10 protein-coding genes, 3 rRNA genes, 1 pseudogene and 1 other annotated feature (1 of these 15 cut by a window edge) are annotated in these 13,642 nt (G+C 64.7%); of the genes and pseudogenes, 11 read left to right on the top strand and 3 right to left on the bottom strand.

Going from position 1 to position 13,642, the window contains the following annotated elements; translation table 11 throughout:
• From AC57B5_RS21795 to AC57B5_RS21815, 5 genes are all read left to right on the top strand, one after another.
• Positions 1-1,408, top strand: a 23S ribosomal RNA gene (locus tag AC57B5_RS21795) (it extends 1,475 nt beyond the left edge of the window).
• Between the two features lie 31 nt (positions 1,409-1,439).
• Positions 1,440-1,552: ribosomal RNA gene (rrf, locus tag AC57B5_RS21800) — 5S ribosomal RNA — on the top strand.
• 129 nt (positions 1,553-1,681) lie between these two features.
• Positions 1,682-2,425 (top strand): 16S rRNA pseudouridine(516) synthase, encoded by a 744-nt coding sequence (locus AC57B5_RS21805; RefSeq protein WP_013803370.1) that lies wholly within the window; start codon positions 1,682-1,684, stop codon positions 2,423-2,425.
• A gap of 19 nt (positions 2,426-2,444) precedes the next feature.
• The gene (guaD, locus tag AC57B5_RS21810) at positions 2,445-3,863 is read left to right on the top strand and encodes a guanine deaminase (protein ID WP_496400302.1); all 1,419 of its coding nucleotides are present in this window, start codon (positions 2,445-2,447) and stop codon (positions 3,861-3,863) included.
• Positions 3,864-3,910: 47 nt separating this feature from the next.
• Complete coding sequence (locus AC57B5_RS21815; protein WP_063326716.1) at positions 3,911-5,284, top strand: uracil-xanthine permease family protein; 1,374 nt, start codon at positions 3,911-3,913, stop codon at positions 5,282-5,284.
• 106 nt (positions 5,285-5,390) lie between these two features.
• Here AC57B5_RS21815 and AC57B5_RS21820 read toward each other — a convergent pair whose 3' ends face one another.
• The 3 genes from AC57B5_RS21820 to AC57B5_RS21830 are packed head-to-tail and all read right to left on the bottom strand — an operon-like array spanning position 5,391 to position 8,085.
• Positions 5,391-5,840 (bottom strand): RNA-binding S4 domain-containing protein, encoded by a 450-nt coding sequence (locus AC57B5_RS21820; protein WP_063326715.1) that lies wholly within the window; start codon positions 5,838-5,840, stop codon positions 5,391-5,393.
• Between the two features lie 4 nt (positions 5,841-5,844).
• Entirely contained in the window at positions 5,845-7,332 is a 1,488-nt protein-coding gene (locus AC57B5_RS21825; RefSeq protein WP_496400303.1) for a sensor histidine kinase, read from the bottom strand.
• 30 nt (positions 7,333-7,362) lie between these two features.
• The gene (locus AC57B5_RS21830; RefSeq protein ID WP_043819580.1) at positions 7,363-8,085 is read right to left on the bottom strand and encodes a response regulator transcription factor; all 723 of its coding nucleotides are present in this window, start codon (positions 8,083-8,085) and stop codon (positions 7,363-7,365) included.
• A gap of 100 nt (positions 8,086-8,185) precedes the next feature.
• On the opposite strand from AC57B5_RS21830, the gene AC57B5_RS21835 reads away from it, so the two are divergent.
• The 6 genes and pseudogenes from AC57B5_RS21835 (at position 8,186) to AC57B5_RS21860 (ending at position 13,640) form a co-directional block, all read left to right on the top strand.
• The gene (locus tag AC57B5_RS21835) at positions 8,186-9,145 is read left to right on the top strand and encodes a Bug family tripartite tricarboxylate transporter substrate binding protein (protein WP_013803365.1); all 960 of its coding nucleotides are present in this window, start codon (positions 8,186-8,188) and stop codon (positions 9,143-9,145) included.
• Between the two features lie 215 nt (positions 9,146-9,360).
• Positions 9,361-9,930, top strand: coding sequence for a tripartite tricarboxylate transporter TctB family protein (locus AC57B5_RS21840; protein WP_043819577.1), 570 nt, complete (start codon positions 9,361-9,363; stop codon positions 9,928-9,930).
• Positions 9,930-11,444, top strand: a complete 1,515-nt coding sequence (locus AC57B5_RS21845; protein WP_012204439.1) for a tripartite tricarboxylate transporter permease — start codon at positions 9,930-9,932, stop codon at positions 11,442-11,444. Before AC57B5_RS21840 ends, AC57B5_RS21845 begins: the two co-directional genes overlap by 1 nt.
• Positions 11,445-11,961: 517 nt before the next feature.
• Positions 11,962-12,327 (top strand): annotated as a pseudogene (locus AC57B5_RS21850) (DUF6531 domain-containing protein); the annotation flags it as partial.
• A gap of 200 nt (positions 12,328-12,527) precedes the next feature.
• Positions 12,528-12,729: a sequence feature (23S ribosomal RNA rRNA prediction is too short), on the top strand.
• 137 nt (positions 12,730-12,866) lie between these two features.
• Positions 12,867-12,979 (top strand): 5S ribosomal RNA (gene rrf, locus AC57B5_RS21855).
• Between the two features lie 259 nt (positions 12,980-13,238).
• Positions 13,239-13,640, top strand: a complete 402-nt coding sequence (locus tag AC57B5_RS21860; protein ID WP_013800379.1) for a MerR family transcriptional regulator — start codon at positions 13,239-13,241, stop codon at positions 13,638-13,640.
• The last annotated feature ends 2 nt before the right edge of the window (positions 13,641-13,642 follow it).

The raw sequence follows: 13,642 nt of genomic DNA on the forward strand, positions 1-13,642 counted from the left end.
TGCCTGGTAGGCAAATCCGCCGGGCTTAGATGAGGGGTGATAACGAGTCTGCTTGCAGACGAAGTGAGTGATACCCTGCTTCCAGGAAAAGCCACTAAGCTTCAGCTACACACGACCGTACCGCAAACCGACACTGGTGCGCGAGATGAGTATTCTAAGGCGCTTGAGAGAACTCTGGAGAAGGAACTCGGCAAATTGATACCGTAACTTCGGGAGAAGGTATGCCGCAAGTAGGTGAACTTGAACAAAGGGAGCCCAAAGCGGTTGCAAAAAATCGGTGGCTGCGACTGTTTAATAAAAACACAGCACTCTGCAAACACGAAAGTGGACGTATAGGGTGTGACGCCTGCCCGGTGCTGGAAGATTAAATGATGGGGTGCAAGCTCTTGATTGAAGTCCCAGTAAACGGCGGCCGTAACTATAACGGTCCTAAGGTAGCGAAATTCCTTGTCGGGTAAGTTCCGACCTGCACGAATGGCGTAACGATGGCCACACTGTCTCCTCCAGAGACTCAGCGAAGTTGAAATGTTTGTGATGATGCAATCTCCCCGCGGAAAGACGGAAAGACCCCATGAACCTTTACTGTAGCTTTGTATTGGATTTTGAACGGATCTGTGTAGGATAGGTGGGAGGCTTTGAAGTGAGGACGCTAGTTCTCATGGAGCCGACGTTGAAATACCACCCTGGTGCGTTTGAGGTTCTAACCCAGGTCCCTTATCGGGATCGGGGACAGTGCATGGTAGGCAGTTTGACTGGGGCGGTCTCCTCCCAAAGCGTAACGGAGGAGTTCGAAGGTACGCTAGTTACGGTCGGACATCGTGACGATAGTGCAATGGCATAAGCGTGCTTAACTGCGAGACTGACAAGTCGAGCAGATGCGAAAGCAGGACATAGTGATCCGGTGGTTCTGTATGGAAGGGCCATCGCTCAACGGATAAAAGGTACTCTGGGGATAACAGGCTGATACCGCCCAAGAGTTCATATCGACGGCGGTGTTTGGCACCTCGATGTCGGCTCATCTCATCCTGGGGCTGTAGTCGGTCCCAAGGGTATGGCTGTTCGCCATTTAAAGAGGTACGTGAGCTGGGTTTAAAACGTCGTGAGACAGTTTGGTCCCTATCTTCCGTGGGCGCTGCAGATTTGAGGAAGCCTGCTCCTAGTACGAGAGGACCGGAGTGGACACACCTCTGGTGTATCGGTTGTCACGCCAGTGGCATTGCCGAGTAGCTAAGTGTGGAAGAGATAACCGCTGAAAGCATCTAAGCGGGAAACTCGTTTCAAGATGAGATCTGCCGGGGCCTTGAGCCCCCTGAAGAGTCGTTCAAGACCAGGACGTTGATAGGTCAGGTGTGGAAGCGCAGTAATGCGTTAAGCTAACTGATACTAATTGCTCGTGAGGCTTGACCCTATAACTTTGATGACGTNGACAACAAGTTATGCCTGATGACCATAGCAAGTTGGTACCACTCCTTCCCATCCCGAACAGGACAGTGAAACGACTTTGCGCCGATGATAGTGCGGGTTCCCGTGTGAAAGTAGGTCATCGTCAGGCTCTTACAGCCCAAGAAACCCCGTAGCCTAAAGCTACGGGGTTTTTTGCTTGTTTGCGCAGAAGTACTTGTATCGTCGCCTGCGCGATGTGCGTGCGCCATGGTGGGCGCAAACGGCTTGAAAGATGAACATGCAACTGCAAGACATTCTGTATTCCCAAGGGTTCGGCATCCGCCGCGTGTGTTCCGGACTGGTCCAGCAGGGCTGGGTGGAACTGTGGGACACCGAGGCCAATGACTGGGTGCGTTGCCTCGACTCCACGCAGGACATCGATCCTGAAGGCCTGCGCTATCGCGTGCAGGGCGTGGAGTGGGCCTATCACGCGCTGGGCTATGTGCTGCTGCACAAGCCGGCGGGCACGGAGTGCTCGCAAAAACCGTCGACCTATCCGAGCATTTACTCGCTTTTGCCCTTGCCGCTGCGGCTGCGCCCGAACAAGGGTGCCGTGCAGGGCGTGCAAGCCGTGGGGCGGCTGGACCAGGACACGACGGGCCTGCTGCTGCTCAGCGATGACGGCCAGTTCATCCACCGCATGAGTTCGCCCAAGAAGCATGTGCCCAAGATCTATCGCGTGACCACCAAGCATCCGGTCGATGCCGGCCAGGTGCAGCGCCTGCTCGACGGCGTGGTGCTCGACGATGACCCCAAGCCCGTCAAGGCCGCTGCCTGCGAGCAGGTGAGCGAGCATGTGCTGGACCTCACGCTGACCGAAGGCAAGTACCACCAGGTCAAGCGCATGATCGCGGCCGTTGGCAACCGCGTCGAGGGCCTGCATCGCTGGAAGATCGGCGAGCTGGAGCTCACCGAGGACCTGCAGCCGGGCCAGTGGCGATGGTTGACGGCCGAGGACCTGGCCAAGCTCAAGGCCAAGTGAGGCAAGGAGCCGCGTTTCCATGATGAATTCCGCTGACCCTGGCCGGGGCTGGGCCCTGTTGTGCACTGCTTTCGATGCGCCCGTGCCGGATGCGCTGCGCATCCAGCAGGACGTGCTGATCGTGGTGGATGGCCGCGGCATGATCGATGCCGTGCTGGAGCGCGGTGATCCCCGCCGCGCCGCCCTGGAGGCCGCGCATGCGGCCGCAGGCACGCTGCAGCGCCTGCCCGAGGGCCAGTACCTTTTGCCCGGCATGGTGGACCTGCATGTGCATGCCCCGCAATGGCCGCAAAGCGGCAAGGCCCTGGATGTGCCGCTGGAAACCTGGCTGCAGGAGTACACCTTTCCCCTGGAAGCGCGCTACGGCGATGCCGGCTTTGCCACATCGGTCTACGACAGCGTGGTACGCACGCTGCTGGCCAATGGCACGACGACGGCCATGTACTTCGGCACCATCCACGCCGTGGGCAACCAGGTGCTGGCCGAACGCTGCCTGGCCCTGGGCCAGCGCGCCCTGGTGGGCAAGGTGGCGATGGACGAGCCGTCGCAATGCCCCCCGTACTACAAGGACGACAGCGCCGCCGAAGGCATTGCCGAGACGGCACGCTTCATCGACTGGCTGCGCCAGCATCCGGACAACGCGCAGCAGCGTGTGCTGCCGGTGATCACGCCGCGCTTCATTCCTTCGTGCACCGACGAGCTGCTGCGCGGGCTGGGCGACTTGGCTGGACGCACCGGCGCCCATGTGCAAACCCATTGCTCCGAGAGCGACTGGGCGCATGCCCATGTGCTGGAACGCCAGGGCCGCACCGATGCGCAAGCGCTGCATGATTTCGGCCTGCTCACGCGCCGCACGGTCGTGGCCCATGCCAACTTCCTCACGGCCGATGACGTGGCACTGATGGCGCGCACGGGCGCCTCGGTAGCGCATTGCCCTCTGTCCAACTTCTATTTCGCCAACAGCGTGTTCCCGGCCCGCAGCGGCCGTGAGCAGGGCCTGGGCATGGGGCTGGCCACGGACATCTCGGGCGGCTACAGCCCCAGCATGCTCGATGCCTGCCGCCACGCCATGACGGCCTCGCTGGCCTTGCATGAGGGGGTGGACCCGGCCCTGGGCGCTTTGCAGCGCGGCAGGGCGGGGCAGGGCGTTCAGGCCCGCATCGACCACGTCTTTGCGCTGTGGCTGGCCACGGCGGCGGGGGGCGATGCGCTGGACCTGCCGATTGGCCGCATCGAGCCCGGCCATGCCATGGACGCCCTGGCCATCGACTGCCAGGGGCCTGACTCCAATGTCCAGATCTGGCCCGGCGCGGATGGCCCGGCCGACATTCTGCAAAAGATCATCCACCACGCCACGCGCGCCAATGTGACCAGCACCTGGGTGCAGGGCGAGTGCGTGCACCGGCGCCAGGCCGCCGGCGCTGTCACTGCTGTCTGAGCGCCGCAGTCTTTGCGCTGCGGCCGTTTTCCGCATTTTTCCGTCCCATGACCGAACCGACCTCCTCCTACGAAGGGCGCCTGATCGCCCGCCCCGACGACCGCGTCTCGCTGTCACAGGCCCTGTTGCTGGGCCTGCAGCATGTGATGGCCATGGACGTGTATGTCGTGCCCTTCATCATTGCCTCGGCCCTGGCGCTGTCGCAGGCCGATGCGGCGTCCATGATCCAGTCCACTTTTCTTGCCGCAGGCGTGGGCACGTTGATCCAGACCGCCTGGTGCATGCGCATGCCTGTTGCGCAAGGGCCTTCCTACATTCCGCTGGGTGCCATCCTGGCCGTGGCCTTTGGCGCGGGCGGTGGCTTCGGCGGCATGGGAGCGGTCTATGGCGCGCTGATTCCGGGAGCGCTGATCGTCATTGCGCTGGGGGCGCTGGGCTGGTTCCACCGCGTGATCCGCTGGCTGGTGCCGCCCATCGTCGGCGGCACCATCATCCTCGTGGTGGGGCTGTCGCTGCTGCCGATTGCGCTCAGCGCCAACGTGTTCTCGGTGCATGGCGGCATGACGGTCAACCAGTCCATTGCCCTGGCTTCGGTGTCGGCGGCGCTGCTGATCGCGGCCATGATGCTGGGCCTGCGCTTTGACAACCGGCTGGGCCGCTGGATGCGCCTGTCGTCGGTGATCATTGCGCTGGCCGGCGGCACGGCCGTGGCCTGGGCCATGGGCCTGTTCGCCTGGCAGCCGGTTGCGGATGCGCCCTGGCTGACACTGCCCAAGCTGGCCGGCATCGACTACCCGCTGCAGTTCAGCCTGCCTGCCGTGCTGACCTTTGTCGTGATCTATCTGGTGGTCATGGCGGAAACCACGGGCACCTGGTTTGCGGTATCGGCCGTGATCAACCAGCCCATCACCAGCCGCCAGCTCGACCGTGGCGCCGTGGGCGAGGGCCTGAGCTGCAGCGTGGCCGCCCTGATAGGCGCAACGCCCGTCACCGGCTACTCCACCAATGCGGGCGTGATCTCTATCACCGGCGTGGCCAGCCGCATGGTTTTCATTGCAGCCGGCCTGGTGCTGGCCTGCCTGGGCTTTCTGGGCAAGTTCTCGGCGCTGATTGCGGCCATTCCCTCGCCCGTGATCGGCGGCATGTTCGCCGTGGTCTGCGTGACCATTGCCATGGCGGGCATCCGCATCCTGCGCCATGTGCGCCTGGACGAGCGCGCCATGCTGGTGGTGGGCGTGCCCATCATCTGCTCCTTCTTCGCCACGCTGGCTCCCAAGGACTGGGTCCAGACCCTGCCGGACATGCTGCAGTACCTGCTGGGCTCGGCCGTGACCGTGGGGGCCATGGCCGCCATGGTGATGAACCTCATCCTGCCCCGTGCGCAGGGGGACGACGCACCGGCCAAGGACCAGGTGGTCTGAACGCCGCAGGGGTCTGCGCCCGCAAACCCATGAGAAAAGGCCATGCGCAGCGGTTGCGCATGGCCTTTTTGCTGGAAGAGGCGTGAGGCGGGCAGGGCCGCGGGATTCAGCGCCGGTCCAGGTCGTCGATGGATGCGCTCCAGCGGCTGTCCCAGTTGCCGCGCTCGCGCACCTGATCGATCTGGCGGCGGTCGCGCTTGGTGGGGCGGCCGTCGTGCTGGTCGGCAATGCTGCTGGCGGGCTCGGGCGCCAGCCGGCGCTGCTCGGCCAGGCGCTCCCGCTCGGCCAGGCTTGCGGCGGTTTCTTCGTACAGGGCCTGGGCCACGGGCGCGGGGCCACGCATTCCGGACAGGCCACGAATGACCACGGTGCGCGGAATCTGGCCCTGGCGCAGCGCCACGGTGTCGCCGCAGCGCACCTCGCGCGCGGGCTTGACCAGGGCTCCGTTGACGGTGATGCGGCCCTTGCCGATCTCTTCTACCGCCAGGCTGCGCGTCTTGTAGAAACGCGCGCACCACAGCCATTTGTCCAGACGCATGGATTCGATATCGGTCATGGCGTTATTGTGCGCGCGGCGCGGGGTGCTTGCCAGTGGCCGGTTGCAGCGGAATCGCCACGTGCGCGTGCAATCCGCAGACCAGGCCTTGCCGGTAGATGTTGCGCAGTTCGATGGCGCCGCCCAGCGTCTGCACGATCTCGTGGCAGATGGCCAGCCCCAGGCCCGAGCCGCTGCGCGCATTGCCGGCCGAGAACGGCTGGAACAGCCGCTGGGCCAGATCGCTGTCTATGCCTGGCCCGCTGTCGCGCAGGCTGAGCACGGCCTGGCTGCCGGCCTGGTGCACGCTGATGTGCAGGCTGCCGGCTGCAGGCATGTGGCGTATGGCGTTGTGCAGCAGGTTGCGCGTGAGCTCGCGCAGCATCCATTCATGGGCCGGCACGGGGCAGGGCTCGGTGTCTATGGAGAAATCGATGTCCTGCTCGGCAATCAGCGGCGACAGTTCGATGGCCACGTCGCGCACCACTTCGTCCAGCAGGCTGGGGGCGGGCGACGCCGGCTCGGCGCTGTCTTCCTGCCGTAGCTGCTCGACCTTGGCCAGCGCCAGCATCTGGTTGGCCAGCCGCGTGGCGCGGTCCACGGTGGCGCCGATTTCCTCGAAGGCCTGCTCGGCCGGCACATCGCCGCGCTGGGCCGACTGCAGCTGGGCCTTGAGCACGGCCAGCGGTGTGCGCAACTGGTGCGATGCATCGCGCACAAAGCGCTTCTGGTCCGACAGCAGCTGGCGCAGCCGCAGCATGAGCTGGTTGATGGCCTCCAGCAGGGGCTGCAGTTCACGCGGCGCAGCGGGGGCCGACAGCGGGCTCAGGTCGCCGCGCGGGCGCGAGCGCAGGTCGCTGCTGAGCTGTCGCACGGGCTGGGTGGCCCGCTGCACCACAAAGATCACGATCAGCGCCACGGCAGCCACCAGCAGGGCCTGGCGTGCCAGCGTGGTGCGCAGGATCTGCAGGGCCAGGGTCTCGCGCAGCTCCAGCGTCTCGGCCACCTGGATCACGGCCATGCCGCGCCCGTTGGCGCTGGCCACGGGCTGCAGCAGCACGGCCATGCGCACGGGCCGGCCGCGGAACTGCGCGTCGTAGAAATCGACCAGGGCCGCGTAGGGCGGGCGCTGGGGGATGACGCCGTGCCACATGGGCAGCTCGCCAAAGCCCGACACCATTTCCCCGTCCAGCGTGGAGACGCGGTAGAACATGCGGCTCTGGTTGTCGGCCTCGAAGATCTCCAGCGCCGAGTAGGGAACGATGGCATGCAACTGGGCGGACTCGTCATAGCCCGTCACATCCAGCTGCTCGCTGATGCTCTTGGCCGATGCCAGCAGCGTCCGGTCATAGGCCGTGTTCAGCGCAGCCAGCGTCTGGTGGTACAGGCTCCAGGTATTGAAGCCAATGAACAGAATGACGGGTACGAGAATGCCCGTCAGCAGCTGGCGGCGCAGCGACCAGGGCTGGCGCGCGCGGGCGGGGGCGGGAAGGGGAAGACCGGGGTCGCGCATGGGCTTGCGGTGCGGGAATGCGGCAATGTGTCAGGCCGACTCGGCCTTGAGCAGATAGCCCAGGCCGCGCAGCGTGACCAGTTGCACGCCCGTGCCCGACAGCTTCTTGCGCAGCCGGTAGGCGACTACTTCCACGGCCTCGTACTGCACGTCGGACTCGCCGGGAAACACCAGCGCGAACAGCCGTTCCTTGGCCACGGCATGGCCGGGGCGCGCCAGCAGGGCGTGCATCAGGGCCAGCTCGCGGGGCGTCAGCTCCATGATCTCGCCATCGCGGTGGATGGCGCCGCTGGCCTTGTCGTAGCGCAGCGCGCCCATGGCAATGGTCTCGGGCGGCGGCTTGGGCGCGAAGCTGTCGCTGCTGCGGCGCAGCAGGGCGCGCAGCCGGGCCTCCAGCTCGTCGAGGTCGAAGGGCTTGGCCAGGTAGTCGTCCGCGCCGGCGTTCAGGCCCAGCACGCGGTCGCCCACGGTGCCGCGCGCAGTCAGGATGAGCACGGGCGTGCGCAGGCCCTGGCCGCGCGCACGCTCCAGCACCTGCAGGCCGTCCAGGCCGGGCAGGCTCAAATCCAGCACCACGGCGTCGGGCTCGCGCACCAGCCACTGCGCCAGGGCCGAGGGGCCGTCGGCCGCCGTCTCCACCTGGATGCCGCGCCGGATCAGCGTGCGCTGCAGCGTGGTGCGCATGGCGTTGTCATCTTCTACGAGCAGCAATTGCATGGCCCGCACGTTAGCACCGGGCGCGATGCAGGCCATCGCGCCAGGAGCGATCTAGGGATTCCCCTAGGGGTTTGGACAGCCATTTGACAGGTAGCGAACCGATCATCGACAGCCTTACAACACAAGGAGTCAAACCATGCGTCGTGATACTTTTCTGAAGTCGCTGGCCGCACTGGCCGCCGCAGGCAGCCTGCCGCTGTCTGCCCAGGCTGCGGTCGCCGTCAAGATGATGCTGCCGGCCAACCCCGGCGGCGGCTGGGACACCACGGGCCGTGCCCTGGGCAAGGCTTTGCAGGACGCTGGTCAGGCTGCTTCCGTCACCTATGACAACAAGGGCGGCGCCGCCGGCGCCATCGGTCTTGCGCAGTTCGTCAACGGCAGCAAGGGCGATCCCAACGCCATGATGGTCATGGGCGCCGTCATGCTGGGCGGCATCATCACGGGCAAGCCGCCCGTGAACCTGACGCAGGCCACGCCGCTGGCGCGCCTGACCAGCGAATACAACGTGTTCGTGCTGCCCGCCAACTCGCCCTTCAAGAACATGGCCGAGGTGATCGCCCAGCTCAAGAAGGACCCGGGCTCCGTCAAGTGGGGCGGCGGCTCGCGCGGCTCCACCGAGCACATTGCGGCGGCCATGATCGCGCGTGAAGTCGGCGTCGATCCCTCCAAGATCAACTACGTGGCTTTCCGTGGAGGCGGCGAGGCCATCTCCGCCATCCTGGGCGGCAACGTCACCGTGGGCGGCAGCGGCTTCAGCGAGTTCGCCGAGTACATCAGCACCGGCAAGATGAAGCCCATCGGCGTGACCTCGGGCCAGCGCCTGAAGGGCGTGGATGTGCCCACGCTCAAGGAGCAGGGCATCAACGTCGAGATCGGCAACTGGCGCGGCGTGTACGGCGCGCCCGGCATCACCAAGCCCCAGCGCGATGCGCTGGTCGCCATGCTGGAGAAGGCCACCAAGAGCAAGGCCTGGGCCGAGGCTCTGCAGAAGAACGACTGGACGCCCGCGTGGCTGGCCGGCGATGCCTTCGGCGAGTTCGTGGACCAGGAGTTCGCGAGCCTGCGCGCCACCATGGTCAAGTCCGGCATGGTGTGATCGAACGGCTGCACCGGCCTCCTGCGGGGCCGGTGCGGCCACAGGCCTGCACTCCTGCGGGCCACGGCAGGCGCCAGTCGCAGCGCCTGCTTCAAGAAGCGGAAGATGCCCGCGCGCCGCGCCAGCGGCCCGCAGGCCCCGGCGGCTTAATTTTTCCCCACGTCTGCAGCGGTGGCCAGCCCGGTCGCCGGTTCCGCTGCGGCCAGGAACTGACCATGTCCGAGTCCTCACAACCCAATCCACTTGCCACGGATGCCGCCCAGGCCGATGAGCCCAGCGGCTTTCCCTCGGTTCGCGCGCAGACCATCGTCGGCTCTGGCGTGCTGCTCGTCGCTGCAGGCCTGGCCTTCGGCGCGCTGCAGATTCCTTCCGACTCCGGCTACGGCGGCGTCGGCCCCAATTTCCTGCCCTGGCTGTGCGCCGTGGTGCTCGCGGTCTGCGGCGCCTGGCTGGTCTGGGAGGCGCGCACGGGCGGCTATCGCGAAGCCTCCGCACCTGGCGGCCATCCACGCGCCGACATCGGCGCCTTCGTCTGGGTGTCGGCCGGCCTGATGGTCAACGCCGCACTGATCGGCACCGTGGGCTTCATCGTCAGCTGCACCGTCTGCTACGTGCTGGCCGTGCAGGGCCTGCGCCGTGCTGGCGGCCAGGCCCAGGCGGGCGCACCCATCACCTGGGTCAAGGACGTGGTCACCGGGCTGCTCATCTCGGCGCCCGTGTTCTGGGCCTTCACGCAATTCCTGGCAATCAACCTGCCGGGCCTGACTGAGACGGGGTGGCTGTAATGGAAATCTTTGACGCACTGATGGCGGGCTTCGCCACCGCCATTACACCCGCCAACCTGCTGTGGGCCCTGGTCGGCTGCGCCCTGGGCACGGCCGTGGGCGTGCTGCCTGGCATCGGCCCGGCCGTGGCCGTGGCCATGCTGCTGCCCATTACCGCCAAGGTCGAGGTCACCGCCTCGATGATCTTCTTCGCGGGCATCTACTACGGCGCCATGTATGGCGGCTCCACCACCTCCATCCTGCTGAACACGCCCGGGGAGACCGCGAGCATGGTCACGGCCATGGAGGGCAACAAGATGGCCAAGAGCGGCCGCGCGGGCGCCGCGCTGGCCACCTCCGCCATCGGCTCCTTCGTGGCCGGCACCGTGGCCACCGTGGTCGTCACGCTGTTCGCGCCGTCGGTGGCCGACTTTGCCGTCAAGCTGGGCCCGCCCGAGTACTTCATGCTGATGGTGCTGGCCTTCACCACCGTCAGTGCCGTGCTCGGCCAAAGCGCGCTGCGCGGCATGACGGCCCTGTTCCTGGGGCTGGCGCTGGGCTGCATCGGCATGGACCAGATCTCGGGCGCTGCGCGCTACACCATGGGCAAGATGGAACTGCTGGACGGCGTGGACATCGTGCTCGTGGCCGTGGGCCTGTTCGCCGTGGCCGAGGTGCTGTATGCCGCCATGTACGAAGGCAAGGTCGTCGATACGCAAAACAGGATGGGCCGCGTGCACATGACCGGCCGCGACTGGAAGCGTTCGTGGCCCGCCTGGCTGCGCGGCACCGTCATCGGCACACCCTTCGGCTGCATCCCTGCCGGCGGCACCGAGATCCCCACCTTCCTGAGCTACGCCACCGAAAAGAAGCTGGCCAAGGGCGAGAACCGCGCCGAGTTCGGCACCAAGGGCGCCATCGAAGGCGTGGCCGGCCCAGAGGCCGCCAACAACGCCACCGTGACCGCCGCGCTGATCCCGCTGCTGACCCTGGGCATTCCCACCAGCAACACCACGGCCGTGCTGCTGGGCGCGTTCCAGAACTACGGCATCAACCCCGGCCCGCAGCTGTTCAGCTCTTCGGCTGCCCTGGTCTGGGCGCTGATCGCCTCGCTGTACATCGGCAACCTGATGCTGCTGGTGCTCAACCTGCCCATGGTGGGCCTGTGGGTCAAGCTGCTCAAGATCCCGCGTCCCCAGCTGTACGCAGGCATCCTGATCTTCGCCACCGTGGGTGCCTACGGCATGCGCCAGAGCGCCTTCGACCTGTTCCTGCTGTACGGCATCGGCGTGCTGGGCGTGATCATGCGCCGCTTCGACTTCCCCACCGCGCCCGTCGTGGTCGGCATGATCCTGGGCCCCCTGGCCGAGGCACAGATGCGCAATGCCGTGTCCATCGGCGAAGGCAGCTGGTGGATCTTCCTGCAGCGCCCCATGTCGCTGACGCTGATCATCATCGTGGCCTGCGTGCTCATCGTGCCGCGCGTGCTCAAGCGCCTGCAGCCCAAGCCCTCGCCGGAGGCGGCTGCCGGCTGATGCCAACCCGTTGCTAGCCGGCCCGGCGGTGCCACGCATGGCGCCCCGGGCCCCTGACAGCCCCTGCCTTTCGAGGCAGGGGCTTTTTTTATTGGCGCGCCTTGATGCGGGTCAGCAGGCGCCTCATCCCCATTGCACCAATGGCATGAGAAATTTATCGATATGTCCTTCCATTGGTGAGGCGGCATTCAATTGCTGATGTATCCAAGATAATCAATTTGCTTACATTTATAAGAGGAGTCTGACGCATAAATCAATTGCGCCATTGCCAGTGGCCTGTCTATGATTCCCGCTCATCGAGAGAGGGGGCCGTCCGTAGGGCGGTTGACACAATGACACGACCATTTGCCATCCGCACGCCATGGGGCGAGCCACTGCATTCTCATGAAATGCCTGGCCATCAGAGAATCCGCCACTGTTTCCATCTACCCGGAATGAGGCAATGTGAAGCAATTGCCGCCCTGGATACAGCGATACAGTGCGACTGCGCCATCAAGTCCACTCAGGAGAAGTCTGCATGAGTGGCAAACCCGCAGCCCGCATCACCGACAGCGTCGTCAAGGGCAAGATCGTCACCGGCTCGCTCACCGTGCTCATCGGCAGCCAGGGGGGCCTGGCCTGCTCCGTCTGCCCGGACGGCATCACCGTCAGCTCCCCCGTCAACCCCCAGCTGGGCGCCAAGGTCCTGCTGGGCGCACAAGACCTGGACTTTGCCCTGCCCTCGGCTGCGCTGCCTGTGGCCTGGCAGCGCCAGTACAGCAGCTACGTCAACCCCGAGCACGGCGCGGCCTGCGGCCTGCTGGGCCATGGCTGGCACCTGCTGCAGGAGCTCAGCATCCGCCTGCAGGACGAGGCCACCTTGCTGCTGGATGCCAGCGGCCGCGTCATCACCTTCGACCAGCCTCTGGTGCCGGGCGGCCAGCTGCACAGTGCCAGCGAGGACATCTGGCTGCTGCGCGGCGGCAGCACGGAGCCGGACGGAGGTACTGCGCCCTGGGCCGCCAATCCTCGGTGGTCGCATGTGGAACAGGCACTGGTGCGCAACCCGCAAGCCATCCTCGCGGTCAGCGGCGATGGCGACACGCTCTGGGGCTTTGGCCCTGCGCCCGGTGAACCTGTCGACGGTCNAGAGATAACCGCTGAAAGCATCTAAGCGGGAAACTCGTTTCAAGATGAGATCTGCCGGGGCCTTGAGCCCCCTGAAGAGTCGTTCAAGACCAGGACGTTGATAGGTCAGGTGTGGAAGCGCAGTAATGCGTTAAGCTAACCAGTACTAATTGCTCGTGAGGCTTGACCCTATAACTTTGATGACGTGATCATCAAGGTGGTTATGCCAAGTAAGGCGCAGTCAAAATACAAAGCTGATTACAGACTCTATGAATTCGTTGTGTTGCTCCGTGAGCAGCATGACAACAAGTTATGCCTGATGACCATAGCAAGTTGGTACCACTCCTTCCCATCCCGAACAGGACAGTGAAACGACTTTGCGCCGATGATAGTGCGGGTTCCCGTGTGAAAGTAGGTCATCGTCAGGCTCTTACAGCCCAAGAAACCCCGTAGCCCAAAGCTACGGGGTTTTTTGCATTGGGGTGCAGGAAACGGGAAACAGCCAAAACGAACATCCAAAACGGGCATCCCAAAAAAAAGAGAGCGCTGACGCGCTCTCTTTTTATTCCCGCACCCGGATGCGACATCCGGCGCAGTTTCCTGTGGCCAATTCCGCTAGCATTGACGTTAACGTCAACGTCGCATTCCCATGGCCGCCGGCTGTGGATGCTGGCGGACTCTCCAGCCATGTCGACCACCTACACCATCAGCGATCTTGCCAAGGAGTTCGATCTCACGACCCGGGCCATCCGCTTCTATGAAGACATGGGCTTGCTTGAGCCCGAGCGCGCCGGGCCTGGCGGGCGCAATCGCGTCTACAGCGCGCGTGATCGCACACGTCTTCGCCTGACCTTGCGGGCCAAGCGGCTGGGACTGTCTCTGAACGAAGCCAAGGAGATCATCGATCTCTACGACAGCCCCCGCGACACTGGCGTGCAACTGCGCAAATTCCTGGAAGTGCTGGCTGTGCATCGCCGCCAGCTCGAGGACCGCCTGGCCGATCTGCAGGCCAACCTGGCCGAGGTGCGAGAACAGGAATCCGAGGCCCGCACTCTGTTGAAACACCTGGATGGGAAAAATGCTTCATAATT

Source organism: Delftia sp. BGA-UO-ETr-SB1, assembly GCF_059567865.1.